Genomic DNA, 24235 nt, shown 5'->3' with positions numbered 1-24235 from the left:
CGCTTATATTCTTCTTGAGATTATTTCTTACCACCACTGCTGCCACCGCCTGTATAACCAGCATCAGCAGAACTAAAGGTATCTACTGCAAATTGACCAGCATTTACAATGAATCCACCGACTTCACGCTGACCATAAAGAATCGGAACTGGATTACCTTGTGCGATTGTGGTGACTGCCCCACCAAATCCAAAGTTAGATTTATTTCCATCTTGGTTTTGGTCTTGTTCATTCGCTTTTGGGGTAAGCATTTGAACAACACCACCAACAGCCATTCCAGCACCCGCACCAATCAATGCAACTTGAGCAGCCTGACCTATACCAGGTATAAATGATGCAGCAATCAGAATCGCTCCAAGCACAAGTTGAAAGACTCCACTATCACCACCAGCTCCCATAACTTTCGGAACAATCTTTATAATTGTCGCGCCAGTATCAAAATCAATCTGATCCTCAGAGATATTTTCATCATCTTGAAAAACAGCAAAGCTAAGTCCGTGTTCATGAGCGGTTAGCATGAATTGTTCAAAGCCGGGTACTTGGACTGATAGCGCTCTTACAGCTTCTCGGGTACTTTCAACAGCAAGCTTAAATTCATTACCAAACTTCTTTCCGAGTATGCCATATAATTTGATCGTTTTAAGCATTCTTATGCCTCACAATTTTGACAACACGCTCTTGCCATTGTTGCCCAAAGATTTCACGCACTGACTTTCGACCATAAGGATGATGTAGGATTAATGGTCCACCAAAACAACTCGTGCTTTCTTCTGACTTGAGTTGCCACTGATTACCAAGCCAGATCACAGCATGATTCGGGTGTTCTGTGCGGCCAACATTACACACCAACATGTCACCATACTGAGGTTCACTGACCTCATAAAATCCAGCTGCGTCTAGGTTTTCTAGATAAAGGGATTTGTGATTTTTATCTCTCCACCAATCATCTTTACGTTCAACATTTATCAACTTAATACCCAGCTCACGATGATAAAAATCACGAACAATTGAATAGCAATCTTGATATCCATGATGGTAAACACGACCAATGAGTGGGGCTTTATAACCACATGGTTCAAAAACTTGGAAATCCACTTCTGGCAATGCACATATCACCCATGGTTTTTCATGAAGTTCAATTTGCAATAAGTCCAAATCAGATGCGCGTGCTGTCGCATTTGGATGTGAATGGACATAGGCTTGAATCTCACCTTGATCTTCAGCATTCGCCAAATCTTCATGATGAATTTGAAACTGACCATGTTCAGCAACATTGCGACACGCGATATAACGACTAGAAACAATAACCCCGCAACACTCTGCGGGGAAACATTGTTCAGCGTGAGATAAAATATCAGCCTTTACTTTCTGTATGAGTTTCATAAAAACCTTTAACCTTTCCACATTTATCACATTTACATTGGATTTGTGGCGGGAGTGAAGTTAATACAATTCCTGTTGGCTTGTATGTTCCACCGCATAAACAGTATTTCATCATAACTACACCATTGAAGAAGCAGGGAATCCACCAAAATGAAGCTCATTCTCTCGGCAACGACAGCCTGATGTTCGGTAGTTACATCGATCTAAAGCTGGATTGTCTGTAGGCTCATCTTTTTCAGTAAACATTGCGGACCCGATATAGCCGCACTCTTCACTTCGATATTCCCAATTGCAGTAGTTTGAGATTTGCCTTGTAGGTATTTTTAATCCTTCAAAATCCACTGGATTAGAAAGTTCAAAAGTCACTTGCTGAGCATTTTCAGAAGTCTTTTGTTCAATGAACCAAATCTGCTCGCGCTTCTCACTTGGATTCGCACTGGTATTACCAGTACTAAAGTTTTCAGCATCGAGATACTTGGCTAATGTGGTAATGACTTTGAGCTTTGCGCCTGCAAAATCACCAAACTGTAAGCAGTATGCAGTTACCGCGCCCTGGATACCCTTGATGTTATTTGCCATGCTGAGTGTCGGGGCCGAGGCTTTACCATCACTTCGCATTTCCAAACCATCGACTTGTAAAGCCATTGGCTCAAAAGTCTGGCCATTAAATATAATGTTGCGGTGCCAAACCTTTTCATCACCAACATCATAAAGTTTACCAATTGAGCCAGTATCTGAACCAATCAAGCCATTTGAACCGATTGAGCTATAAATCTTTTCCCAGTCTTCATATGAAATATGACCATGGAAACGTAAAACGCCAGCACCTAAAGCACTGGCATCTAATTCGAATAATGTGATTAACCCATCTACATACAGCTTTTGAAAATCACTGTTCAGAGTCATCTTTCAATGCCTCCGCTACAGCTTGTGCCAAATTAGTTGGTTGAAATTCAAGTGGTGTATTTGAGATTTCAATTTCAGGTTTTTGCAATTCTTTTAAACGAATGTCGATCCAGCGATCAGCAGGAATATCTCGAGGCTTTTCAAGATTTGGAACAATATCGCCAGTTTCTTCATCAAACTTTTTAGCAAAGGTTTTAACTTCAATGGTTTTATCTTCAAGTTGCTGATATTGCACGGCTACCAAAACATTTCCATTGGCATCTTTTGGCATCTCGATATACCAGCCATTAACAGAGAAACCTTCTGTATTTTTTAACAGGTAATGACCAATATCTACTTTTTCAAATACAGGTTCTTGTTCTAATGCCTCATCATTGGGTTCTATTTTTTCCGCAAAAAGCTTAACAATGGGTGAAGCTGCTTTAATAAAGCCATTTGAATCAGTAGATGTATTTGAACTTGTTAAAAACTTGAACCAAGCACCCCATGTTGTTGCGCTAGATGCTGAGCGAATGTAATGGTTTTTTCCATCAACACCTGAAAATATTTGCCAGCTATATGAATAATTGTTATTTGTAATATGGTAGCCACGAATTGCGCCATAACCCTCTGGAGTTCCGCTACCTTGCCCATTATTTACATTGTAATAGCAATCATACCCACCACCTTTACCTGTTAAAAAGTTATAAAGTTCTGTTGGGGTTTTTGGAGAAACATCAGACATTGACAAATCACCAATAATCTTTTTACCCAAACCAAACGCCCCGACCTCCATTAAATTACCAGCTGCAGTTCCAACTAATCGACTCGCAGCGTGCGTGTTATTGGTGAAGTTTTCATTTACTTTTGCACCAGTAGAGCGAAAAGTGTCACCACCTGCACCACTTGGTGCTGTTCCTAAATTAATTGTTTGAATAGTCATATTTTTCTCACTAAAAAGCCCCAGCTAGTGGGGCGTGAAGTTGATTAAATTTAAGGGTAAAAAACTTGGGTGAAAGTGGTGGAGATAGTCCAAATCATTCCACCTACTTGACTAGGTGTATAGCTTGTATCTGTTTTAACTCTCACCTCACCATCCAATGGAGAAATCCATAGAAATGAATCAGCCCCTTTATGTCGATCAAAAAAAGCTTTGATTTGAAGAATCTCTTCCTTGGTAGATGTGAATTTGTAAGGCCACTCCCCCTTTTTATTGTTGATGCCTACTGAGATATTCTGTTCGTAGCCATCTCCAAATTTAGAAGTCAAAATATTGAAGTTTTGTTTGCCTGAGTTTCCATCTAGATCACATGGAAATGTAAATTTTTCATTGCTCATAAATTGCGTCCAATAAAAAACCCACTCAGATGAGTGGGTTTGGTAATAATAGGACTTAGAAATACTAAGTTGATTCCTCTTCATTAATCTTAGAGCCATCAGCACTTTCATGACCAATTGGCTTTTGTAAAAACATTAATATAGCCATTGCTAAAATAATTCCGATACAAGAAGCTGAAGCACTAACAGCAGACATAAAGCATCTTCTTAAGCAATATCGCAATCGTTAAAAAAGCACCCTACGGTGCTTTCTAAAAGGCTCTAGCATTAAAAAATCAAGTAAAGAAAGAATACGATGACAGCTAAAATTAATAAGAATTTAAACACTCCCTTAAATGATCCAGCATCTCTAGAGTCTTGATTTGATGAAAGTGGTGTCTTCACCTTACTTTGTTTATTTCTAGGTGAATAAGACGAATAGGATAACCCTGTTCCTGGCAATCCAACTGTAGTTCTTGTGCCCTTTTTACCTACATTAACTCTTGCACCATTTTTCCCAACAGATACGCTTGAAACTCCCTTTTTAGTGAGATTCACACGAACACCAGGCATAATTTTAATGCTTTTTCTAAAATTAAATCCCATTGCTTATTTTCCGCAAATTTTCTTAGATCCACTAATTGAACCATCATTGCAAACAAATTTACCTGCCTGACAATGCTTTACCCCACCCTTACTACCCGAACAAGGTTGACGACCTCGCCCAGCATCAGAGAATGAAGCAAAACCTAATGCTAAAACCAACCCCAATGCGATCTTTTTCATATCGATACCAATTATTATAAAGTGCTACTAATGTAACAAATGGTAAAGATGGTGTGAACATTAATTAGACTAAATAGTAGTAAAAAACCTCCCGAGGGAGGTTTGTTAAATTACCACGCTGGCGCATTAAACCATTTAGGATTCACACCTATTCGATGACCTGATGATAAATTAATTGTTCTACAGAATGAATCAACCAATGGCTGACCGCGTTTATTCCGAAAATCAAAGTCAGCGCTAACTTTTCTAGCCAATGAATTAGATTTTAAGATGTAGCTGGCATAATTGTTGATAAACAATGGATCTATTAGCTCTAAAGCCTTCCAAACATTGTCCATAGCGCCATTCTGAGCAAGAATTGCCTCTGTCATTTGGCGTATCAACTCATAATCATCTTTATCAAACAACGAGCCCTGTTTTTCCGTCTGACTATACAAAGCAATCAAGTGGTGAACATATTCCACAGCGACTGGTATTTCATCGTAAGGAATCTCATCAATGTGTTTTACGTTGAAACGTTGATGAACGAGCTTGTATGCATCACTGTAGTTTAAGTGTTTAGTCTTAGCCACGAGAAGATTTACAGCACTGGTTAGGGGTTCTCGTTCTTCTTTGTGAGTTTTAGCAATTGGATTTCCAACTTCTTTATCAAGAATGTCGAGTACCCATTTGCGGAATTGCTTGGCAATATCTGTTTTGGAAAACATTGCGATTAAGTGGCAGCCACGAAGTGAAAAGATGCGGATCGTTTTAGTTAAATTTTTGCTTTTCTTCGAGACACTCAAATTGAGGGTCTCGACAGAATCATTGATACTTAAATTGAGGGTCGTTGTCATTGATGAATTAAACTCATCCTGATTACGCTCATAAACCTGAGTCACTGCATCCGATTTTGCATAACCAAGGGCTTTAGCCAACTCGCTTGCAGTTAGCCAAATTTGACCATTCTGCTCCACTGGTGAAAAATTTACATCGTTAAAACTTAATGCTAAACTTGTCATAGTTGATATTCCTGTATTAGCTCAAATAACCTTGTTTAATCTTGGCGGAAGGCAAGGTTTTTTTGTGCCTGTTGATTTCATGCTTTCGCACTCTCGATTGTTTTACGAAAACCTTTGATGGCTTGATTAATTACATAATTCACAGGCCTTTCATTATCTTTTGCAATTTCCTTCAACCACTTGTGTAGCTCAGGATCAATTCTTAGATTGTACTGAATTTTTTTTTGCTGTTTGGTCAACACCTGCTCACTCCTATCAATATTAATCAGGTATAAGGATATTCACACCAATCAGGTACTTTGTCAATACCTGATTAATATTAAATTTCATACATATTATTTATTCTATTAATGTTTTAAAAATGTTTAATATAAATCCGCTCAATGGGTTTAAGGAATGTTTAGCTAAAACTTAAACCTAATGTTTTTAAAACATTTGCTAATACCTGCTTAATACCTTTAATATCTATACCGTTATAACTCTATTCATTAGTAGGTTGTTAAATGAGTAAAAATGGCGGCAATCTTACCACCCAATACAATTTGCGCTGGTCGGATGAACTTAAAGAAAAGATTGCACTCTCAGCTAAAGAGAACACACGCTCGATAAATCAAGAAGTTATTGCAAGACTAGAAGCTAGCTATAAAAATGAATCTCAAAGTATTCGAGATATTCCTACTGAAGAGTTAATGGAAGAACTTTCATTCCGTTTTGGTGGTCTCCAAGTAAGCATCGAAGCTTTAAAAAAAACAAAATAACTTCAATATAATTTCCACTATATGAAATTAAAGTTTTTTCAACAAGGATGTTTAGATGATTTTAGACCGACAACCACAACTTGAATTATTGGAAAAAATGAGTTCAGCATATCCTGAATTTTATGATTTCACAGAAGACTATCAATCAGGAAGTTTGGAATATAAGAAAGCTATCTCTAACCTCTACTATTTGCAGCAACACAATCTTGTTGAAGAGCGAAGTACAATGAGCTCAAAATCAATGGATGGTCTTAAAAGGCTTCAATTTGGAATGCCTACAATCAATCAAAATGGTTTAGATTTTTTAGCAAATGATGGTGGATTGTCTGCCATTCTAAGCACAGTCACTATAAAAATTGATACTGAGCAGTTTAGGCAGTTACTTTTAGCTCGCATTAATGAGTCAAATCTACCACCCGACCAAAAGAATCAAATAGTTTCTGCGCTCGAATCGCTTCCTGCCGAGAGTATAAAACACCTGACAACGAAAATTGTGGATTTGGGTTGGGATAATCTAGGCACACTAGTTCGGATAATTCAAAGCAGCCTTTCTTAGCAATTTGTTTAAACTTCAAAAATCCAATCGGTTGGGTGTAATTCCCAACTGGTACAAAGAATTCATCTCCATCAAAACATAAGTTCTCAAAATAAATTTGTGTCGAATTTTCATGTAGACGATTTTCGACTAATACGATACTTTCAATTTTCATAACAATTATCTCTTGGTGTACTGATGAGAAAGACAATATTAATAATTTGCGGAATTCTTTTTTTGTTCTGGCTGGTTAAAACAGATCGAATGCCATCATTGGTAGATATAGGTCATAAGATTGCAGAGAACATTTTGCCTCCGACCAATCCAAATAAATAGGTATTAAAAAACCTCCCGAGGGAGGTTTGTTAAATTACCACGCTGGCGCATTAAACCATTTAGGATTCACACCCATTCTTGCACCAGTTGAAAAATTGATCGTTCTACAATATTGATCAACCAATGGTGTGCCACACTTGGTTTTGAAATCGAATCCAATACTAACCTTTCGAGCTAATACATTGGATTCCATGATGTACTGATGAAAATAAATGAAATCATTTGGAGCTACTAACTCTAACGCTTTCCAAACATTGTTCATAGCGCCATTCTGAGCAAGAATTGCTTCAGTTAATTTACGAACCAATTCATATGGTTCATTGCTTACATTTTGCGTTGGTGCTTTGTGCTGATACCAGCCATCTCCCAGCCACTTTAACGCCTCATCAAATCGACTTAATGGCAATTCTTGATAACGTGGAATATCAAATACATTGTAGAACTCATGATAAATAGATTGATAAGTTCGCTTATCTCTTTGCGCTTTACGAAGCACAGCGTCTTTGATTGCTTGCTGTTGTTCTGCCGTGATTGTATTAGGGTGTATTTCAGCAACTTTAGACATGAAGTGCTTATACAAAACATCATAGCATTCAAGTTGGTATTTAATGAGTGTGTCTTTAATTTCAGGTTTGACCTTATTAATGTCAACACCTGCCAACCAGCCGTTTAAAAAACCAATTGGCAAAGTAACCATTTCACGGTTTTTACCATCTTGAGCAACTATGGTCATTATGACCATAGTTGAATTAAGCACATGATTTCGTTGAATACGTTTATGCTGAGATACCCAATCAAGTCCTATATTTTCACAAATCGGTTTCATTGCAACATAAGGCTTATTTTCGTGAAAGAACACTGGTACATCTTGGTTGTTGAATTTAACAACTTGTGGTAAATTGTTTGAAGTCATAATAATTTCCTTTATGTTGACCTTAAAAGCCCCTTCATCCGCCAAGATAGTTAGGGGTTTTTTAATGTCTATTGATTGCATAATTGCACTTCTTTCTTTGCTCTAGCTTCTAACCATTCTTCAATGATCAAGTTCACTTGAGCTGTAATAGTTCTTCGATCTTTTTGAGTTTCCTCTTTAAATCGCTCCAAAGTTTTTTCAGGTATACGCACATTAACCTGCGGATCTTGTCTTGCCATTATCATCTCCTTATAGCAAGTGATGTAAATATACATCACAATCACATTAAATCACGTGCTTTATAATGCGTCAATAATTTTTGACTATTTTTTTATAGCACACTATAGTTTGTTCAAATGAACATAATGGTCAATTAAACAATGGCGCGGACAGACCCTCAAGTTAACTTCAGAATACCAGCTGAGCTTAAAGATAAACTAGATAATGCTGCTAAAGATAATGGTAGAACCTTGACTGCCGAATTAATTCTACGACTTGAAATGACGTTTGAGAATGATGATCAGGTTAAGGATCTTCTTGCTCGTGTTGAAAAACTTGAAGAAATTGTTGAAAGGCTTGAGGGATTTGAATATGACTCAATAATTAGGCTTGATGCACTTGAGGGCAAATACTAATCGATCATTTCCTTGGGCAAGAATGGAATCACATATCACCAAAGAAGATAAACTTTATTTTCATTGAATTAAAGAAAACCCACTTAGGTGGGTTTTTTAAATCTTGTAAATCCTTATAGAATTTTCTTGGATCTCAAATCTTGAAATAAATCACCAATATTTGATGAAATTGCAGATCTCACAGCTTCTGAATCAGTACCACCCATTGCTTTTGGTGAAGCTACATGAGTTTTTATAGTATTTGTATAAACAGTTTGACCACTTTTAGTTACCAAATAATCAACATCTAAGTAAAAATCAACCTCAATAAAGCCTATCCAGTCATATTCAAATTTTTGAATATTACCTGATATTTGTATTTCTGCATTTTGTTCTGGATTAAATCCCGCAGCAATTAGCTCTTTTGTAAGTGAGGATTTCAACAATGCATCAGCCTTGTCTGACATATACATTGTTCCTAGTGCAGCTGCGGGCTTTTGAAACTCATTAGCCTTTACCAAACCCTTGTCCGCTGGAATATACTTGAATACACCCACTCCAATATCCCCCTGTCCTTTAATGGTTGGGGATGCCACATAATTAATAGGCATGGTGGTTGAACACCCGCTTAAAACTACACCAAGACCAACTAATGCTGCTAAAACCAACTTTTTCATTTAAATAACCATTGTTATAAAGTGCTACCAATGTAACAAAGAGTAAAGATAAAGTGAAGATTTAGTAAACTAAAACTAGAAACCCAGCTAAGTGGGTTTTATTTATAATTATCTTCAAGTTTGTAGCATGCCAAAGTCCAATCATTAGAAAACTCTTGAGCTTCTCTTTCTTGATTTTCTTTAGTTTCGTATTTTGGTTCTTCATAAGCAGAAATGACAATTTTCTTTAAAATCTGTGTTGCTTTCGAGCCTTGACTCTCTGTCTTAGCTATTTCATTAATTATTCCCATTTCTTTAGATAATGGAGCGCCTTGCTGTCTTGATAGCATGGTTTGATACGAAATTCTTTCAATCATGTCGCAAAATTGGCTTGCAATAGCATTGCTGGAAATTGAGCTAAAACCCAAAACACCAATCAGTAATAATTTTCTCATTCTAAAGCACTCCTTAAAGTGCTTATAAAATATCAATAAATTAAAATAAAAGCCACCGAGGTGGCTATCTACCTTTTTTTATTCTATCCAAAGCACCACCTTGACGTTCAGCATCTCGCCAAGACTGAGAAATTAAAGACTTGGTTTGTGCCTCATTTTGCTTTTGCATCTCCTTTAAAACCACTTGTAACTCACTGCCATCCCACTGAGTTGTAGCTTCTACAGGTTGCGAGGTTTGATTAATAATTGTGACTTTTGGCTGAGATAATCCAATATTAGTCTGCTGAACCGAATTAAACTGACTTCTTTCTGTATCAGCATTATTTAAACGAGAAACGCCAACCAACCCTCCATCTTTAAATTTTTGAACATTTAAATCTGGTTGAGCAGAACCTAAGTACTGAGATTTCATACCAAGATATTCACTTTGAAATGGGATCTCTCCAGTCTGATTCATATAATTTAAAGCAACTAGACCAATTTTAGAGGCAGCATACTGACGCATCATAAACTCGCCATTGGATGCCATGATTGGAATATCATCACTAGTTCCAGTGCCCTTACCTGTGATGTGTCCACCAGTTGCAAAACCTTGAGGGGTAATTGCTTGGATCATTGCTAAGAATGTTCCTTGATCCAAAGCCGCCTTAGCACCTGCGGCAACTTTCTGCCATACAGTACCTGGCTCTTTAGCATAAGCATCTGAAACAGACGACCATAAATTCATACCAGCTTGAGTAAGCGCAAAGCCCTGTTGCATTGCAAACATTGTTTTATATGCACCTGAGCTTTCACCAAGAATACCTTTAAACATATTTGCAAATGAACCAGTTAATTGTTGAGCTTGGGTTAATTGCAAATTCAATGAATCCGTTTGATACTGATTTTCAATATCAATCATTCGCTTATTGTGATCAGCCCAAATTTGTTCCCGAACCTCAGCTAATTTTTGTAAATCAGCGCCTGGCTCTTGTTCCTGTCTTTCAACATCAGCACTCTGTGTTTCAAGTAAATTCTGTGAAACCCCCATTCGGCTCAGTCTATCTTGGCTAACCTGGTATCGCCCTGTAGATCCATTCATTTGGGCTTGTACAGATTCCCAACCTGTTGAGGCATCTCTTAAACGTGTACTTAAATCAGCTTGATGTTGAAGAGCAAGCATTTGTGATTTAAATGCTTGCTCTTTTGGATCTTCATTGCTCTGATCTAAAAGCCTCCTTTCAATATCATATTTTGCCTGAGCCATTTGTAACTCAGACATATAAAATGCTTTTGTTTGGAGTAATTGCTGCTCTTTAGCAAGTTTTGACTTTTCAAGCTCATAATCATAAAGATCATCATAAGCCTTTTTACGAAGTGCTTTTACATCGTCGCTATACTTGCCCTCTGAATCTAAACTAAATTTAGCTGAATCACGCTGATAGATTAGCTTTTGATCCTCGGTATATTTATAGCCATTGAGCTCATAATCTTGTTGGAGTTTAGCCAACTTATCTTGGGCATCGTAGCGTTCTTTGATTTTTGGGAGTAAATCTAGCTGCCCCAACACAGTCGCTTCATTAATTGCTTCTTCTCTCGCTTTGGAGCGTGTAATTGCTTCAGTATCATACTTAGCTTGAAGTTGCTTAATTTCATCTTCTGTTTTGGCGCGAGCTTTAAAAGCTTCATCTTCAAACTTAGATAAATCTTTAATCGAACTCATTACATTTTCAGGATTTGCACCTAAAATTTTACTAATTTGATTAAAATAATTATCTTGTTTAGAAAGATGTTGTGAAGCTTTATCTTTACCTAACTTTTTGCCGTTGTAGTCCCATCCAATAAAGTTTTGACCAACAATTTTTTCTAGCTCTCGATAACTAAGATTGTCATCGTTTAAGGCGTTCTTAGTTTTCCCATAACTTTTTCCAGTTGCAATTTCCTGCATCAAGAATTTAGCCATTGCATCTAAAGCATCTTGAGATTGTTGAATCTTACCGTTCTTATCAAGAACACCTTGCCCTTGTAAAAACTGCATGAGTTGAGTTGAACGACCTTTCTGCCAAGAGATAAAGCCAGTATTTGTATAGCCGTTATTCGCATCCTTGTGACTTCCAAACATATCACTGTTACGAAAATCATTTTCACGGCCAACTTGAGCTGTCATTACGCGGGCTTGTTTATCACCTAAACCTGCATTACGAAAGGATTGATAAACTCGAAGCATATTACGAGTCTGTTCATTATTCCCCGCAAGTAATACAGCTTGTTTGGCTTGCAGTTTTTGTTGAGCCTCCATTTCTTTGGTTCGATCTTTTTCGGATTTACTTGCTTCATCCGATAGTGTTTTACGCTTCTGATCTAAGACCCACAGATCATTTAAAATTTTAGCTTGCTCGGTGGTTAACTGAACATCTCTTTCGATTTTGTTCTCTTTTCGCCAATTAAGTGCAAAATCAGCAAAAGTTGAAGCTTTCTGTTTATCACCACCAATATTTTTCAATTCTCGATTATAAGTATTAATCCAATAATTATCGTCAAGCATTGATTTGTTGGCAGATTTTCGGAGTTCACTTAGTCTCTGCTCATTGGCCAATTGCTTCCGTTTCTCTTCGGTTACCTCTTTTTCAGCAGCTAAAACACCTTGATGCTGACTTAAATAAGTATTTCTAAAATCAATTTGCTTCTTAAGCTCAACGTTCACACCAGCTACTGAATTCTTGTAGCCATCAGCTTGCTTTGATTGAGCAATAAATGAATCAATTGTTTTTTGAGGAATTGGAAGATTTTCCAAAAATATCCGCGATAATTGCGTTGCTGAAATTGTTCCTTTGTTATAACTATCTAGAGCATTTTTAGCAATAATTAATTGTTTTGCTGAGGCACCAGAATTTTCACTGATTTGAAGAAAGGATTCAGCTGATTTAACAATTGACTCTTTAGAGTTTGAATATGACTCATTTAAACGCTCAGACTCGTTTGTGAGCTTTGAAATTTTGTCTGCATTTTCCTCATAAAGACCTGAAGCTTTAGCCATATAGCTGTTTGCTAATTCTTTCTGATAACCAAATTCACGTGCTGAACTTATACCCTCATCTAATTGAGCAAAATAACGCTGCGCACTTTTAATCTCCCCATCTGTAAATAATTTTGATTTACTCAGATTCTGAAGTGCAGCAGCTGTACTTAAACCTTCTTCCTTGATCTTTTTAAGTTGATCAAGCATTAGGTTTTGACGTTTAATTTCTTCATTACTTATTGACTCAGAATTACCTGTTACCATTCCCAATAAGCTATCTCTAGCTTTTGAAGCATCAGATTGTGATTTTTTGATTCTTTTATCAATTTCATCCATTTCTGAGATAAGTTTAGCTGCTGATAACTTACTATATTCAGCTGCAATCTCTCTAACCGATTGCTTTTGAATATTAAGGGAGTTTGTAGCTGAGTCTGTATTGTCTCTCATTAAAAGCATTGATGCGCCAACGGCTGCCACAATACCTACTAATCCTCCAGCTCCACCAAGTAATCCGAGTAAACCACGCCCAGCCCCCATTGTTGCATTATTTGCTACAGCTGATCTTGTTCTAGCTGCTGCTAAAGCATTTTCAGTGGCAGTTAATTCAGTATTAATAGCAGCTTGTTGTTGACGTAAAAGCCCCATTCTAATGTCAGAATTAATTGCACCTTGATCTGAAATTTGTTTTTTCTTTCGTGCTAACTCAAGTTTCAACTCTTCTACAAGTTGAGCTCGTGTTGCTTGAAGATTTACTAATTTAGCTTCTGCACCAGCCAATTCTTGTGCTGCGGCTACTTTTTCAGCTTCAATCGCTGCCCATTGGATAGCTGTTTGTTCAACTAATTGGGTAGCTTTTCCATATCCTGCAACTACACTTTTATAAAGTGCTGGAATATAAGTACCGACCCAATAAGCACCACCGATCATAGCAATGTTGGTTACGTTGTTAAGGTTTTCTGCGAGTAAAGTTAGAGATCCTGAAATTGCATTTGCAGCCCCACTCCCTTTACCAGCCTCGCCCACAAACTTAGTGACTTCATTGGATAATTGCGTGAATGACTGAGCAATAGTGAAATCTGTTTTGCCAAATAGTTCATTTACTGAGCCACGTGCCTTTGTTAAAGCATCAACAAGTACATCACCTGTAATCTTTCCTTCTGCAGCAACTGAACGTAATTGACCTACTGTGATTCCCATACCTTGAGCAATTGCCTTTGCAAGTCCAGGCGCTTGCTCCATAACAGAGTTAAGCTCTTCACCTCTTAGAACATTGGAAGCCAAAGCTTGTGAAAATTGAACTAATGCAGCTTCTGCCGAAGCAGCTGAACCACCACTAATTGCGATTGCTTTAGCAACTGTGTCAGTTAATTCTGCAGTTTTCGCTTGAGTAATGTTTAAACGCTGTGCATTGTCGGAAAAACGTTGATAGATCTGTGCAACCGAATCCCATGCTTGTGCAGTGTTTTGAGCGATTTTGAAGGTATCGTTCATTGCATTATTGAGTTCAGATTGGCTCTTAGTGACTAATTTAAGTTTGTTATTTAAACCAGTATAAGTATCCATCTTAGCAATCGCAGTACCAACAGTCACAACTCCTGCCAAATACCCTGCCAATTGACGTGCTGCCACTGACATAGAGTTCATTGAAGTAGTTGCGTAATTACCAGTGCGTTCGATACTTTGTAGCTCTCGATCTAAAGCACGTGCATTACGTGCTGCTTGTTCTGAGCTAATTTCAATAATGAGTGTGCTGCGTTGTTCAGCCATGGTTTTTCCTTTAGGCGTAAAAAAAGCGCCTAAGGGCGCATTGCGGACAATAAAAAACCGACCATTTAAAAGATCGGTTTATTTCAGAACTTGAGAGTAAAAATATGCAAATGAAACTATTAGAACCGAACTAGCTATTCCTAATTTAAGTATCAAATTTGCAAGAGAGTTGATGGTTTTTACTTTATCAGCAGCTTTTTGACTCATTTCACCAGTTATGCTTATCTTGGCACCCATCTATGTCTCCAAATTACATGCCAATATAGTGGGCTGAGGCTTTCAAAATAAAATTCACAACCATTATTAACACTACAATAAATGCGATATTCCAAAAAATTTTTACAAAACTTTCGGGTTTTAAGTTCATAGCTTCCATAGTTGCTCCTAGAAACTTCACTAAAAATTTGGTATTCTTCTCTGACATAGATTTATTTTCTCTCTGCTCTTGTCGGTTGAGATGGAAACAAAAAAGCCCAATGACTGCGAATCATGGGCTTTTTGCTTTTCTAAATCACTTGATTGGTTTTGTATTAAGCTTTTTTACAAATGAACCATCATTTTTTATTCACTTCACTCAAGTACTTCCCATCCAGCGCAAAAATACACTCAACAAAAAGCCCTCGATTTAAGTCACAACCGTACACATCAAAATAGCTTTTGATATCAGCAAGAGTGAGTGAGTCATAAAACCCACCACCCTGCGGAAAAGCAATAAACCGTCGAGCCTTTGAAATTAAATTAAAGGCTTTAATCATGTGATCTGCTGTGAAGCTTGGTTCTAATCGCTCAGGTGGCTTTATGCCGAGCTTTTGGTAGACTTCTGCGGTTTTTTCTTCGCACCATTTGATGTTTCTTTGTTCGTAGTGCTTGATGACTTTCCCACTTCATCAGCAATCTCTTCAGTCTTAGAGTCATGGATCACTTTAGCCTTTTCCATGATGAAGACAATAATTTCAAGTGATTGCTTTGAGCTTGTACAAATCAGCTCTGCATTTTGCGCGCTGTATTCGATTGGCTTCTTATCCTTACCGACTAGCCCAACCCACCCTAGCAACAAATGTGAAACAGCTCGGTTAAAACCTAATTTAGCCTTAACCGCTCCTTCATCTGTTACCGCCTTAATACCAGCAAGTTCCTGCTCAGCTTGAATCCCATTGAGTTCAAGTGAGCGCTGAAATGATGGCTTATCAATACTCGCAATGAGTAGTTTCACGCCATCTTTAAAATCAAACCATTCTTGAACGTATTCAATGGACTTCTGTTCTTCAATTTCAATTAACATGATTAATGCCCCACAACTACAGGAATACGTGTAAGAGTCGGTGCAACATCCGCGACTGTGAACGAGAATTGGGTAGTTAATACATCGCCAGCACCACCACTTGGCAAAGGCGCAGATACTTGAACTTTAGGTAGTTTGAGCGTGTATTTATTACCAGCAGTATCTTTCAATGAATATTCAAGGCCGATCGGCTCATTTAAGAATTGTTTTTCATAAAGCTCTGCAGTGTTTTTGGACCATGCAATTGTAAAGTTACCACTGCCTTTCATAATGGTTTCTAAGATTGCGGCAATGTTATTTTCATAGTCTAAGCACTTCTGAATCTGCATTGTATTATCAATGGTTAGCTCAATCTGAGTAATGCACATTCCTGGTTTCTTTTCACCATCAATAAGGATGTCACCAGTGGATAGACTGGTTAATGGTACTGCATCCACTGCAGGTGTTACGGTACCAGTCGGTGCAACCTCATAAGCTGTGCGCTTCATTCCCATAATTGCGAATTTAGAAGTCACAATGCCACCATCAGGAATTGATAAAGTCCATTGGTTAATGTGGCAACCGGTGAAAACTTGGAAGTTATCAATATCACTAAAGCCACGAATAATCGAAAGCGTTTTTCGAGTTGTGCCACCAAATGTTAAAACGTTGCTATTCCAAGCATTGAAGGCAATTAGCTCTAAGACTCCATCTTGAATGCCATAGGCCCATTCAGACTCAATATCGCCTTGCACTTCAACACCAGTTACCAACGTGCCAGCTGCAATACGAGAATCTTTAATCGTTTGTGATTCTGTAGTTTGTGCTGATGCATCTAAACCATTTGTGGTAAATGCAAATGTATTCCAAGTGGTTGCAATCACACCGGGTGATGCTTCAAAACCAACTCGGGTTAATTGTTTAGCTCCAGAACTCATTAAGTTCTCCTTAATTTAGGCATAAAAAAACCTCCTTTAAGGAGGTGGATTGATTTAAGTCTGCTCAACAATGACCAGATTGCTTTGTAATATCGTGCTTATGATCCCAGTTGAATGCATCAACTATTCGACCTGTAGGTTTGCTATCAATTAGACCGCCATCTGAAACTATTGCAGATTCAAGTTGCTCTAACTGATCAAGAGTTTCTATAAGATTGAATAATGGTCTATGAGTAATAATCACTTTACTCTTTGGGAATTTTGCCTCTAATTCAGTTTGCTTTTCATTCAGATCAAATAGATTAGCTTTGGATGCTGCATGAATCACATATTTTTCATCGTCAATTAAAAAATCCACTTCAGTATCATTTTCAAAAGCTTTTCTACATGCGAATATCAAATAGGCATTACCCGTAATCACATTCACGCCATGCACTCCTGCATCACTAATCTCAATTGACCTTTCGCTTGTGGGAAAGCTTGATAACACCGAGCTGTAAAGTCTTGGTAATCAATGGAACTGTTTGCAATGACTTCTACTGCATTGATTTGCTTTGAAAGCATATGCTCACCACCATTTGTAAGCCATTGATGCATTTTCTCACCATCACGTTTATTTGCTCGAAGTTCTGTAACAACCTCTTTAGGCATAATGATTCGATAAATCCATTTATTTGTGATGTCCCCAAAAATTGCAGGACTTCCACCTATATGGTTGTTGAATTTTGTTCCTGTGATCTTTGCCAAGGCTTTGTAATATGAATCAGGAAAACGTTTTTCCCATGTAGTTGCAGTCGGCAACAACATCAGGCGAATCATATCTTGTACAGAAGGTGGCGCTTGATTGGTTCGAATTAGATTGTCAATTTGCAGATCACACCAAACCCCAAAACGAGAATCAAGCCAACGAGCAAAAGGGACTGCCAATTTAGGATGTAACCAAGTACCTTGAGCGTTACCATTTTGACTGGTAACGGTACTTCCACCTCGTTTAGTTTTAATTAGTGATTTTGGCTCACTTATTCCCATGTATTCACAAAGTGCTTGAATGTATGATTTCGTTTCAGCAAGGTTGATCCAGTCATTCGCACGCTTTTTGAATTGTTTCGCGGCTTCTGTTGCATTAAACCATCCATTGTTATCAAAGGATTGGTCATAATCTTCATACTTAATTTTTACAATTGCATTCATTGGTATGCTCCGACTACTCATAAAGAAAAAAGCCAACAAGAAGATGCAATGAGTAGTCGAAACGACCATCTTCCTTTCAGGAGCTACCCTAGTTGGCTTGGATGCCATATTTCAGGCATTAAAAAACCTGTCACTAAGGACAGGTTCGTTTAAAAGTAATTCCGGTTTGCTGTGTGATTAAACTAGTTCACTCGAAACTCAGCTCTAACTATCTTTGCGTAAAAATTATCATCATCCATATCTTGTGGTGCATGGACTAAATAAACCTCCAGACCGTCCACTCTAAATGATTGTAAATACCGTCTCCATTTATCACAAAGCGTAGACAACACCACCAGACCTGTTCCTTTAGGGGCGAAACATTGAATGGAAATAGCCCCAAAGTCACGTACACATGGTTCATTTCCAATTCCAACAATATTGCTGTGCGCATATTGAATATATGCCTTACTCCATGCTTTTTTGGTTGGTGCTTGAAAAGGCTTTCCATTGATTTGTGGTTTGTTAGGCATTTCAACTATTAAATCTTCTTTTACTGCAATCCTTAGTAACTCCTTATGAATTACTGTTTCAGCCTCGGTAAGTGTCATCATTTATATCTACTCGTAACTGACTGAAATGTGATTGAATAAATTCCTAAAGGCGCTTGGCCTGAATGTCCATTTTCGAGAGCAATTGCGTAAGGTAAATTATTGCTAATAAAAACTCGCATACCTAATTGGACGCTCAGTACTTTAGCCATTCCATCAGCAATGGTTGTGGTACCTGATTTATCTATTTTCTGAAAATCTTTGGTGTAATCGACACTACCAATTGAAACTCGATGATTACCTCTGAAAGCCCCTGTATCGACTGGACTTTTAAGCACAACACCTTGAAGCATTGCAGCGGTTATTTTTCTTTGTAGTTCTGAGCCATCACGCAATACTTGGAGTGTGAATTGTGATGGTCGTAATCCGTTCCAGCCCATTTAACACCTCGAAAGATTTTCAGTAAGCTCCCGTTCGTCATATGAATTATGAATATAAACACCATCTTCATAGATAGGATCACATTTACAGTCAGGATTTTGGTCATGAGGTTTTTTGTCATTTTCAGGGATTACATGAATCGAGTCATGTATTTCGATCACTTTCCACATATTTCACCCATTAAAAAACCCACCTAAGTGGGTATAAATTATTCATTAGCAGCAATACATTCTTTAAAAACACTATCATGATAATTTTTTACGGCTTGCTTTTTGAGTTTTTTATCTTCAGGTACATCAATATCATAAACCTCAGATGTAAACATTGCAGTTAAGCCACTTTGATCAGCCAAGTATCTTTTCTTGTTTTCATCAGAGCTATTTTCGCTAGCAAGTCTTAGCTTTTGGATTTCTTCCATCATTTTACTTTTGGGAACTCCATTGACTCTATTATTCATTACCTTTTGTGCTAATTCAGATATCCAATTACAGGTATTATTTACCTCTGCATTAGCTTGAAAGGAAAGCACTAATCCGACGATGAAATAAATGAAGATTTTTTTGTTCAAAGTTGAATGCCCATTTTTGAATTACATTAAAATTATCAGATAAATAAAAGACTGTCTAATTACTAAACTTTCCTCAACTGGCAAACCCATATACTTCCGCTTGGATCTTTACCTACATTCAAAATTTTGAATTGACCACCTGCCACCCAAACATCATCAATCTGAGGCACACCCGTTACTTCATTTTGAAGCACAGTAGCTTTTACATCTTCAATTTGGTAATCAATAGGCTTTACCAAATCACGCTTATATGAGCCAAAAACACCACGTCCTGAATATTGCTCAACAGTCACTACGGGATAAGTCTGTGTTTCAAAGTCGAAATCACCTGATTGGATTTCTTTGGAGCAAGTGAAAGTGGTAATTGCATCAGCTAAATCAGTATCAAATGCCTCTCCAATGTCGGCTTGTAGTTCATCTCTCAATCCCATTCAAACTCTCGCTTTCCTCAAACATAGCAAACAAATCTTGAGCGATACGCTGAATTGAATATGCCTCAAACTCAGTGCTTGGCTTTTTCTCACCCATTAGCTTTCTGATTCGCTGCCAAATATGAACCGCTTCATGTAGTAAAAGCCCATGAACTTCAATCAGTGTTCTTTCGCTGCAATCGCCCAATTGAACAATGCAATGCTTACCTTTGTCGTAATAATCAACCTGAGCACCAGCACCCAAATGCATAAATTCTTGTGTATCAGTTACATCGTCAAACAGTAGATCGAACTGATCTTGATTGCGAACAAGTGTGTATTTTGAATGATCAAAAGGTGAAATATGCCATTCTGGAACGTAGTTGTTATTCATCACAATTTCCTTACCATTTGAACTCGAGACTTTTTGGTATAAGGCTTAATCAAATCCCAAATGTATTGCTCAGTTGCATTTATTGATTTGGAGCCATCTTGGTATACCTTTTCACTTTCAACACTGTCAGCTTTGACTCGTTTGGATTTAAGATCTTGGTCTTTATCGATATAGAGTTTTTTATCAATGATGCCTTTAATGATTTCAAAAGATGCATCTTTTAAATCTTGTGGCACATCATCAACATTTTCATAATCTTTAACATTGCGAGCGATTAAATATGCTCGACTTTTCTTAAGAAGTTGAGCCTTGTCACTTTCACTTTGGCTGGTCCAAGTATCCCCAAGCGCTTGCTCAACTTCTGATTCAGTGACAAAACTCATGACTCACCTACTTTGCTTTGGTTGTTTTCGGTTTTTCATCATCCGTTTTATCGGCGTTTGCTTCCAATTCGGTGATTCGGGCTTTCATTGCTTCAATATCATTTTGGAATGCAATAAATTCCCCTTTTGATGTTTTAAGCTGGTCTAAAGCTTCATCACGTTCTGCAACCACCTTTTCACACTCGGCTTTTGCTTCATCAACAACTGCTTGTAATTCAGGCGTGATGCCTACATTAACTTGAACTGATAGAGCCTGAGCATTTAAGAACGCATAGGCTTGTTTTACTGCCTCAGCATTTGGGAATTCATCATCGACTTCAACTGAAGTTGCGGCAGAGATAACACCTAGAAATGAAGTTCGGTAGCAAATATTTGGTTGCTGATTTTCAGGAATTGTATTTGTATAAATAACTTTCACTTTATTCTCCTAAGCAAAGGCGACCGAAGCCGCCAAGTTTATTAAGGTGTACCTGAGATTACCGCAGCAAAAGGCACAAGTTTACGATCAAATACACGCTCCCAATTCGCAGCATTTGCATACTGAGCAATTGTTGGAGTTTTATTTGGATCTTCCTCACCTTTCCATGAGAACCCAGCAGGCTGTAAGATGTAAGTCTTACGCTCTACGATGATTTCAGAACCACCACCATTACCACCTAAGGCATCACGCTGTACTTCGACTGGATTTGTTGGTGTACCTTCACCATAACCGAAGGCACCCGTACCAAAGAACATTGAAAGATACTGTTTAGTACCATAAGTAAGACCATCATCCATAAAGATTGGCTTACCAAGGTAAGTAGTTAAGATGATGTTGCCTTGAGAGTCTTTCACATACTCGATCAGGTCTTTTTGCACCATCTGCTTCATTACAACAGAATGCACGCCAATTGCAGCAAACTGATCAGCAGCATCACCAGCGGTAAATGCTGCATCTTGCATTGCTGTCGCGGTCATCGCTGCGCCAGCATCAATAACCATATCGCCTGAATTATTGGCAAGGTTAGATGCAATCACACCACGTGCAGCACCTAACAAATAACGCTGCCATTGACGCTCCCAATACTTCCCATAACGGTTGCGAATGTGTTGCATTGGTTCGCTGTTGGCAAGCTCAGTCGTTAAATCTGACACGCCATAAGGTTTGTTCAAATAAAGAGTACGCGCTTGCATCTTGCCTTGCGACGCTTTACCCACTTTACCTTTTTGATCTGGATCGTCTGTAGAGACGTTTGCTTCTTCACTGGCATCAAGATCCTGCCAGTAAGAAATCGTTGAAGTGCCTTGACCATTATTTGCAATATCACTCAAAGCTGGGTTTTTAGTAACGATTCCTGACTGATAAACTGCCGTTTTTTCAGGTGAGTTCACTGGATCTAATGTTTGGTAGTAATCCCCAACAAAAATATCCGCAATACGAGTAGCTGGCATAAATTAGTTTTCCTTAGTTTTTAATAACTGTTGAAATGCGTTTGGATTTTCACGAGCAATTGCTGCTCGTTCTGATTCTGTATAGTCAGACCATTTTTTAGTTGATGTTCCTGAACCTGGTGCACCAGAGCCTTGTGCTTTAGGGAAGAAATAAGACTTGGTTTCACGCAGACTTTCGACCCATTCTTTAGGGCTCAATGGTGTTGTGCCATCTTTCCCAATGATTGTTTCGCCATTGGCATCGATCATCACAGCATTGCCTTTTTCATCTAAAGCAAATTGTGATAAAGCTAAAGCCGTAACATCGTCTGTCGCTTCTGATAAACCACCAACACCACTGAACGCTTGAGCGATCTGACCTTTCACTACTGACTGTTTAAACTGGTTTGCATATGCTTCCGCTTTATTTGCCCGCTCAGTTTCAGCCTGTAGTTGTTTGTCATGGTCCTGCTTCATTTTTTCTGTACGCTTTTGAATGACTTCATCAATCTTGCCCTCGGCAATCAGTTTTGATTCTTCATCCATATTGGCTTTTGAAAGAAGGTCTTTAACTGCTGTTAAATCCACCCCTTCCAACTGCTTTTTAATGCCTGAAAGTTCAGTGTTTAAGTCTTTGTTCTTACCAAGAAGTTCATCATTTTTTGCCTTCAAGCCTTTGACCTGTTCATCTACGGCATTTTTGATTGCTTCTTGAATTTCAGGGTTGTTTAAATCAACTTTATTGTCATCTGACATTGTCTATTCCTCGAATAACCGCCTTGCGGATTTGTGAACCTGAGCTTTGCGCAGGCAATAAAAAAGCACCCAGATGGGTGCTTTTAGGCTTAAAAAATTAATCTATAATTTTCCACTTTGATCCAAGTGGAGTTAAATCAGGCAAATCATCAGCATTAAAGACATTACCCTCATTATCAACAGCAAATCTTAAAGCAGGAATAAAATCAATACCTTTAGTTTTCTGATAAAAATTCATTTCATCAAGTATAGCTTCCATTACATCTGTTTCAATATTGGCAGCCTTCAACGAACTACCATGCCCAAGATTTATATTGTGAAATGTTTCGCATTCACCAGAAACATTCTTTTCATCCTTATTAATGTATGAGAATTTCATATAAGCTCCAAAAATTTTCCAATTCTTGAAAAATATACTACACTAAATAAAAAGTTCTTCGAAAGTCTTTTGATCCATTTCTTTCAACTGCTTCAACGTATATTTCCGATCAGTCAAAGGGTCAATAAATCGCTGAATTGGATATTTTCCAGTTTTCCATAATTCATATCGAGTCTTACCAAGCCATTCAATTTGATATTCTTTGCTCTGATTTGGAAACCAATCTTTATATGAAGTATTAGCATCAACTTGACCTATCTTGCCATCACGCTGATCTTTAGGAATATCCTTAATCGCTCGATTATCTGCCACAAATGGTCTTAATCCAGCAACCTTCCCATCGGCATCTACGCCAAGCAAAGTTGATCTACAATGGGGATGCAATGGTGGATGCCTGATATTTGGATCACCCTTTTGCCATGTTGTTTGATCTAAAGACGCGCACAGTAATGAAGTTCTACCATCAAGCACACTAAAGAACTTGTAGAAATCAAATCCCAAAGCATCCCAAGTAGACAAATAAGATTGATTTGACACATGACTTCGCGCGGTCCTAACCACCCGATCCACATCTTTAAACGATTGATCGATCAAACCATCAAAATGAACTTTCTTTCCATCAATCGTTTTGTCATAACCTCGAATTCGTTTAATGATTTCATAATTAGTTTGACCAGAATTAATTCCATCTCGAATCGTATATTCAACTTTTTGGCGCGCTATAGTGGCAATATTCTCAAGCAAACTATCTACCAAAGCACCACCAGTTAAAGGTTTGTGCCTGATCTTTGTATACAGTTTTTTGCTATCAGGCTCTTTAATTGAATTGTTTAGTGCCTTGGATAACCACATAGACTCGTAAACAGCAAAAGCCGTTGCTGTTACTGCAAAAGTTTCAGGCAGTGCGACACTCAAGCTTAGGAACCATTCATCAATAAGGCTGCGCACTTCTTTGAGCTTTGGTGTTGTGTATTGTGCACCAGATAAGGCTACTTTCTCTTGATCGCTTAATTCATCCAGCAAATCACGAAGTTTCACAACCATTTCATTAGTTTGATTGCTAAAAACCTGCCACATCTCATTAACAGTTTGACTCGATGCCCGGTGCAAATAAGTTTGATGCTGTATAAATGCATTTAGAAACGCTTGCTCTTGAATCGAGTTATTCAT

The 24235-nt window shown here is 38.0% G+C and carries 35 protein-coding genes; 3 read left to right on the top strand and 32 right to left on the bottom strand.

Annotation, left to right across the window (positions count from 1 at the left end):
- Window positions 1–20: 20 nt before the first annotated feature.
- From AC4CUY_RS05805 to AC4CUY_RS05760, 10 genes are all read right to left on the bottom strand, one after another.
- Window positions 21–647 carry a tail assembly protein gene (locus AC4CUY_RS05805; protein ID WP_419361700.1) on the bottom strand — a complete coding sequence of 209 codons (627 nt, stop codon included), beginning with the start codon at window positions 645–647 and terminating at the stop codon, window positions 21–23.
- Window positions 640–1383: a C40 family peptidase gene (locus AC4CUY_RS05800; RefSeq protein ID WP_490773803.1), complete on the bottom strand. Its 744-nt coding sequence runs from the start codon at window positions 1381–1383 to the stop codon at window positions 640–642. The genes AC4CUY_RS05805 and AC4CUY_RS05800 overlap by 8 nt, the downstream gene beginning before the upstream one ends.
- Before the next feature lie 117 nt (window positions 1384–1500).
- Window positions 1501–2289, bottom strand: a complete 789-nt coding sequence (locus tag AC4CUY_RS05795; protein ID WP_490773802.1) for a phage minor tail protein L — start codon at window positions 2287–2289, stop codon at window positions 1501–1503.
- Window positions 2273–3211, bottom strand: a complete 939-nt coding sequence (locus AC4CUY_RS05790; RefSeq protein WP_490773801.1) for a pyocin knob domain-containing protein — start codon at window positions 3209–3211, stop codon at window positions 2273–2275. Before AC4CUY_RS05790 ends, AC4CUY_RS05795 begins: the two co-directional genes overlap by 17 nt.
- A gap of 50 nt (window positions 3212–3261) precedes the next feature.
- Window positions 3262–3606 (bottom strand): phage tail protein, encoded by a 345-nt coding sequence (locus tag AC4CUY_RS05785; protein WP_419361748.1) that lies wholly within the window; start codon window positions 3604–3606, stop codon window positions 3262–3264.
- A gap of 64 nt (window positions 3607–3670) precedes the next feature.
- Entirely contained in the window at window positions 3671–3802 is a 132-nt protein-coding gene (locus AC4CUY_RS05780) for a hypothetical protein (RefSeq protein ID WP_004724933.1), read from the bottom strand.
- A gap of 71 nt (window positions 3803–3873) precedes the next feature.
- Window positions 3874–4191, bottom strand: coding sequence for a DUF4236 domain-containing protein (locus AC4CUY_RS05775; RefSeq protein WP_004724935.1), 318 nt, complete (start codon window positions 4189–4191; stop codon window positions 3874–3876).
- 3 nt (window positions 4192–4194) lie between these two features.
- Window positions 4195–4371 (bottom strand): YdcA family protein, encoded by a 177-nt coding sequence (locus tag AC4CUY_RS05770; protein ID WP_004724938.1) that lies wholly within the window; start codon window positions 4369–4371, stop codon window positions 4195–4197.
- 110 nt (window positions 4372–4481) lie between these two features.
- A complete protein-coding gene (locus AC4CUY_RS05765) occupies window positions 4482–5372 on the bottom strand; it encodes a BRO-N domain-containing protein (RefSeq protein WP_490773800.1) in 891 nt (296 codons plus the stop codon).
- 77 nt (window positions 5373–5449) lie between these two features.
- Window positions 5450–5614 carry a toxin-antitoxin system HicB family antitoxin gene (locus AC4CUY_RS05760; protein WP_490773799.1) on the bottom strand — a complete coding sequence of 55 codons (165 nt, stop codon included), beginning with the start codon at window positions 5612–5614 and terminating at the stop codon, window positions 5450–5452.
- A gap of 261 nt (window positions 5615–5875) precedes the next feature.
- On the opposite strand from AC4CUY_RS05760, the gene AC4CUY_RS05755 reads away from it, so the two are divergent.
- Together AC4CUY_RS05755 and AC4CUY_RS05750 are read left to right on the top strand one after the other, a co-directional pair.
- Window positions 5876–6130, top strand: coding sequence for an Arc family DNA-binding protein (locus AC4CUY_RS05755; protein WP_490773798.1), 255 nt, complete (start codon window positions 5876–5878; stop codon window positions 6128–6130).
- A gap of 55 nt (window positions 6131–6185) precedes the next feature.
- Complete coding sequence (locus tag AC4CUY_RS05750) at window positions 6186–6686, top strand: hypothetical protein (RefSeq protein ID WP_490773797.1); 501 nt, start codon at window positions 6186–6188, stop codon at window positions 6684–6686.
- A 349-nt stretch (window positions 6687–7035) separates the two neighbouring features.
- Here AC4CUY_RS05750 and AC4CUY_RS05745 read toward each other — a convergent pair whose 3' ends face one another.
- A complete protein-coding gene (locus AC4CUY_RS05745) occupies window positions 7036–7914 on the bottom strand; it encodes a phage antirepressor N-terminal domain-containing protein (protein WP_490773796.1) in 879 nt (292 codons plus the stop codon).
- A gap of 68 nt (window positions 7915–7982) precedes the next feature.
- Window positions 7983–8153, bottom strand: a complete 171-nt coding sequence (locus tag AC4CUY_RS05740; RefSeq protein WP_490773795.1) for an Arc family DNA-binding protein — start codon at window positions 8151–8153, stop codon at window positions 7983–7985.
- Window positions 8154–8294: 141 nt separating this feature from the next.
- Here AC4CUY_RS05740 and AC4CUY_RS05735 point away from each other — a divergent pair, with 141 nt between their 5' ends.
- Window positions 8295–8549 (top strand): Arc family DNA-binding protein, encoded by a 255-nt coding sequence (locus AC4CUY_RS05735; RefSeq protein ID WP_490773794.1) that lies wholly within the window; start codon window positions 8295–8297, stop codon window positions 8547–8549.
- 113 nt (window positions 8550–8662) lie between these two features.
- Here AC4CUY_RS05735 and AC4CUY_RS05730 read toward each other — a convergent pair whose 3' ends face one another.
- From AC4CUY_RS05730 to AC4CUY_RS05635, 20 genes are all read right to left on the bottom strand, one after another.
- Window positions 8663–9205: a YajG family lipoprotein gene (locus AC4CUY_RS05730; protein ID WP_239046259.1), complete on the bottom strand. Its 543-nt coding sequence runs from the start codon at window positions 9203–9205 to the stop codon at window positions 8663–8665.
- A gap of 98 nt (window positions 9206–9303) precedes the next feature.
- Window positions 9304–9639, bottom strand: a complete 336-nt coding sequence (locus AC4CUY_RS05725) for a hypothetical protein (protein WP_239046260.1) — start codon at window positions 9637–9639, stop codon at window positions 9304–9306.
- Window positions 9640–9703: 64 nt separating this feature from the next.
- Window positions 9704–14404 (bottom strand): tape measure protein, encoded by a 4701-nt coding sequence (locus AC4CUY_RS05720; RefSeq protein WP_490773793.1) that lies wholly within the window; start codon window positions 14402–14404, stop codon window positions 9704–9706.
- A 78-nt stretch (window positions 14405–14482) separates the two neighbouring features.
- A complete protein-coding gene (locus AC4CUY_RS05715; protein WP_004724970.1) occupies window positions 14483–14641 on the bottom strand; it encodes a hypothetical protein in 159 nt (52 codons plus the stop codon).
- Between the two features lie 317 nt (window positions 14642–14958).
- Window positions 14959–15159: a hypothetical protein gene (locus AC4CUY_RS05710; protein WP_419278234.1), complete on the bottom strand. Its 201-nt coding sequence runs from the start codon at window positions 15157–15159 to the stop codon at window positions 14959–14961.
- Window positions 15160–15200: 41 nt separating this feature from the next.
- Complete coding sequence (locus AC4CUY_RS05705; RefSeq protein ID WP_154129854.1) at window positions 15201–15686, bottom strand: phage-derived protein YdaY family protein; 486 nt, start codon at window positions 15684–15686, stop codon at window positions 15201–15203.
- A gap of 2 nt (window positions 15687–15688) precedes the next feature.
- Window positions 15689–16603: a phage tail tube protein gene (locus AC4CUY_RS05700; RefSeq protein ID WP_490773792.1), complete on the bottom strand. Its 915-nt coding sequence runs from the start codon at window positions 16601–16603 to the stop codon at window positions 15689–15691.
- 64 nt (window positions 16604–16667) lie between these two features.
- Window positions 16668–17030 carry a hypothetical protein gene (locus AC4CUY_RS05695; RefSeq protein ID WP_490773791.1) on the bottom strand — a complete coding sequence of 121 codons (363 nt, stop codon included), beginning with the start codon at window positions 17028–17030 and terminating at the stop codon, window positions 16668–16670.
- Window positions 17027–17794: a KilA-N domain-containing protein gene (locus tag AC4CUY_RS05690; protein ID WP_419278238.1), complete on the bottom strand. Its 768-nt coding sequence runs from the start codon at window positions 17792–17794 to the stop codon at window positions 17027–17029. Before AC4CUY_RS05690 ends, AC4CUY_RS05695 begins: the two co-directional genes overlap by 4 nt.
- A 182-nt stretch (window positions 17795–17976) precedes the next feature.
- Complete coding sequence (locus AC4CUY_RS05685; protein ID WP_419278239.1) at window positions 17977–18387, bottom strand: hypothetical protein; 411 nt, start codon at window positions 18385–18387, stop codon at window positions 17977–17979.
- Window positions 18384–18764 (bottom strand): hypothetical protein, encoded by a 381-nt coding sequence (locus AC4CUY_RS05680; protein ID WP_419278240.1) that lies wholly within the window; start codon window positions 18762–18764, stop codon window positions 18384–18386. Before AC4CUY_RS05680 ends, AC4CUY_RS05685 begins: the two co-directional genes overlap by 4 nt.
- Window positions 18765–18973: 209 nt before the next feature.
- A complete protein-coding gene (locus AC4CUY_RS05675; protein ID WP_035372415.1) occupies window positions 18974–19333 on the bottom strand; it encodes a hypothetical protein in 360 nt (119 codons plus the stop codon).
- A gap of 62 nt (window positions 19334–19395) precedes the next feature.
- Window positions 19396–19764, bottom strand: a complete 369-nt coding sequence (locus tag AC4CUY_RS05670; protein ID WP_004724987.1) for a hypothetical protein — start codon at window positions 19762–19764, stop codon at window positions 19396–19398.
- Window positions 19748–20137: a hypothetical protein gene (locus AC4CUY_RS05665; RefSeq protein ID WP_004724989.1), complete on the bottom strand. Its 390-nt coding sequence runs from the start codon at window positions 20135–20137 to the stop codon at window positions 19748–19750. Before AC4CUY_RS05665 ends, AC4CUY_RS05670 begins: the two co-directional genes overlap by 17 nt.
- The gene (locus tag AC4CUY_RS05660) at window positions 20137–20520 is read right to left on the bottom strand and encodes a hypothetical protein (protein WP_419278242.1); all 384 of its coding nucleotides are present in this window, start codon (window positions 20518–20520) and stop codon (window positions 20137–20139) included. The genes AC4CUY_RS05665 and AC4CUY_RS05660 overlap by 1 nt, the downstream gene beginning before the upstream one ends.
- Window positions 20521–20527: 7 nt before the next feature.
- Window positions 20528–20938, bottom strand: coding sequence for a hypothetical protein (locus AC4CUY_RS05655; RefSeq protein ID WP_004724993.1), 411 nt, complete (start codon window positions 20936–20938; stop codon window positions 20528–20530).
- Between the two features lie 41 nt (window positions 20939–20979).
- A complete protein-coding gene (locus tag AC4CUY_RS05650) occupies window positions 20980–21951 on the bottom strand; it encodes a major capsid protein (protein WP_004724994.1) in 972 nt (323 codons plus the stop codon).
- Window positions 21952–21954: 3 nt separating this feature from the next.
- Window positions 21955–22686, bottom strand: coding sequence for a hypothetical protein (locus AC4CUY_RS05645; protein WP_004724995.1), 732 nt, complete (start codon window positions 22684–22686; stop codon window positions 21955–21957).
- A gap of 97 nt (window positions 22687–22783) precedes the next feature.
- Window positions 22784–23065, bottom strand: coding sequence for a hypothetical protein (locus AC4CUY_RS05640; protein WP_004724996.1), 282 nt, complete (start codon window positions 23063–23065; stop codon window positions 22784–22786).
- A 42-nt stretch (window positions 23066–23107) separates the two neighbouring features.
- Entirely contained in the window at window positions 23108–24235 is a 1128-nt protein-coding gene (locus tag AC4CUY_RS05635; RefSeq protein ID WP_004724997.1) for a minor capsid protein, read from the bottom strand.

This window comes from Acinetobacter sp. 778_lipA (genome assembly GCF_058242985.1).
The sequence above is the reverse complement of the archived record's forward strand: the minus strand, read 5'-3'. Positions and strand labels throughout refer to the sequence as shown.

Excerpts from the sequence above, each read along its gene's own strand:
- AC4CUY_RS05805 (WP_419361700.1), bottom strand. The coding sequence starts at position 647 with ATGCTTAAAACGATCAAATTATATGGCATACTCGGAAAGAAGTTTGGT.
- AC4CUY_RS05800 (WP_490773803.1), bottom strand. The coding sequence starts at position 1,383 with ATGAAACTCATACAGAAAGTAAAGGCTGATATTTTATCTCACGCTGAA.
- AC4CUY_RS05795 (WP_490773802.1), bottom strand. The coding sequence starts at position 2,289 with ATGACTCTGAACAGTGATTTTCAAAAGCTGTATGTAGATGGGTTAATC.
- AC4CUY_RS05790 (WP_490773801.1), bottom strand. The coding sequence starts at position 3,211 with ATGACTATTCAAACAATTAATTTAGGAACAGCACCAAGTGGTGCAGGT.
- AC4CUY_RS05785 (WP_419361748.1), bottom strand. The coding sequence starts at position 3,606 with ATGAGCAATGAAAAATTTACATTTCCATGTGATCTAGATGGAAACTCA.
- AC4CUY_RS05780 (WP_004724933.1), bottom strand. The coding sequence starts at position 3,802 with ATGTCTGCTGTTAGTGCTTCAGCTTCTTGTATCGGAATTATTTTAGCA.
- AC4CUY_RS05775 (WP_004724935.1), bottom strand. The coding sequence starts at position 4,191 with ATGGGATTTAATTTTAGAAAAAGCATTAAAATTATGCCTGGTGTTCGT.
- AC4CUY_RS05770 (WP_004724938.1), bottom strand. The coding sequence starts at position 4,371 with ATGAAAAAGATCGCATTGGGGTTGGTTTTAGCATTAGGTTTTGCTTCA.
- AC4CUY_RS05765 (WP_490773800.1), bottom strand. The coding sequence starts at position 5,372 with ATGACAAGTTTAGCATTAAGTTTTAACGATGTAAATTTTTCACCAGTG.
- AC4CUY_RS05755 (WP_490773798.1), top strand. The coding sequence starts at position 5,876 with ATGAGTAAAAATGGCGGCAATCTTACCACCCAATACAATTTGCGCTGG.
- AC4CUY_RS05750 (WP_490773797.1), top strand. The coding sequence starts at position 6,186 with ATGATTTTAGACCGACAACCACAACTTGAATTATTGGAAAAAATGAGT.
- AC4CUY_RS05745 (WP_490773796.1), bottom strand. The coding sequence starts at position 7,914 with ATGACTTCAAACAATTTACCACAAGTTGTTAAATTCAACAACCAAGAT.
- AC4CUY_RS05740 (WP_490773795.1), bottom strand. The coding sequence starts at position 8,153 with ATGGCAAGACAAGATCCGCAGGTTAATGTGCGTATACCTGAAAAAACT.
- AC4CUY_RS05735 (WP_490773794.1), top strand. The coding sequence starts at position 8,295 with ATGGCGCGGACAGACCCTCAAGTTAACTTCAGAATACCAGCTGAGCTT.
- AC4CUY_RS05730 (WP_239046259.1), bottom strand. The coding sequence starts at position 9,205 with ATGAAAAAGTTGGTTTTAGCAGCATTAGTTGGTCTTGGTGTAGTTTTA.
- AC4CUY_RS05725 (WP_239046260.1), bottom strand. The coding sequence starts at position 9,639 with ATGAGAAAATTATTACTGATTGGTGTTTTGGGTTTTAGCTCAATTTCC.
- AC4CUY_RS05720 (WP_490773793.1), bottom strand. The coding sequence starts at position 14,404 with ATGGCTGAACAACGCAGCACACTCATTATTGAAATTAGCTCAGAACAA.
- AC4CUY_RS05715 (WP_004724970.1), bottom strand. The coding sequence starts at position 14,641 with ATGGGTGCCAAGATAAGCATAACTGGTGAAATGAGTCAAAAAGCTGCT.
- AC4CUY_RS05710 (WP_419278234.1), bottom strand. The coding sequence starts at position 15,159 with ATGATTAAAGCCTTTAATTTAATTTCAAAGGCTCGACGGTTTATTGCT.
- AC4CUY_RS05705 (WP_154129854.1), bottom strand. The coding sequence starts at position 15,686 with ATGTTAATTGAAATTGAAGAACAGAAGTCCATTGAATACGTTCAAGAA.
- AC4CUY_RS05700 (WP_490773792.1), bottom strand. The coding sequence starts at position 16,603 with ATGAGTTCTGGAGCTAAACAATTAACCCGAGTTGGTTTTGAAGCATCA.
- AC4CUY_RS05690 (WP_419278238.1), bottom strand. The coding sequence starts at position 17,794 with ATGAATGCAATTGTAAAAATTAAGTATGAAGATTATGACCAATCCTTT.
- AC4CUY_RS05685 (WP_419278239.1), bottom strand. The coding sequence starts at position 18,387 with ATGATGACACTTACCGAGGCTGAAACAGTAATTCATAAGGAGTTACTA.
- AC4CUY_RS05680 (WP_419278240.1), bottom strand. The coding sequence starts at position 18,764 with ATGGGCTGGAACGGATTACGACCATCACAATTCACACTCCAAGTATTG.
- AC4CUY_RS05670 (WP_004724987.1), bottom strand. The coding sequence starts at position 19,764 with ATGGGATTGAGAGATGAACTACAAGCCGACATTGGAGAGGCATTTGAT.
- AC4CUY_RS05665 (WP_004724989.1), bottom strand. The coding sequence starts at position 20,137 with ATGAATAACAACTACGTTCCAGAATGGCATATTTCACCTTTTGATCAT.
- AC4CUY_RS05660 (WP_419278242.1), bottom strand. The coding sequence starts at position 20,520 with ATGAGTTTTGTCACTGAATCAGAAGTTGAGCAAGCGCTTGGGGATACT.
- AC4CUY_RS05650 (WP_004724994.1), bottom strand. The coding sequence starts at position 21,951 with ATGCCAGCTACTCGTATTGCGGATATTTTTGTTGGGGATTACTACCAA.
- AC4CUY_RS05645 (WP_004724995.1), bottom strand. The coding sequence starts at position 22,686 with ATGTCAGATGACAATAAAGTTGATTTAAACAACCCTGAAATTCAAGAA.
- AC4CUY_RS05640 (WP_004724996.1), bottom strand. The coding sequence starts at position 23,065 with ATGAAATTCTCATACATTAATAAGGATGAAAAGAATGTTTCTGGTGAA.
- AC4CUY_RS05635 (WP_004724997.1), bottom strand. The coding sequence starts at position 24,235 with ATGAATAACTCGATTCAAGAGCAAGCGTTTCTAAATGCATTTATACAG.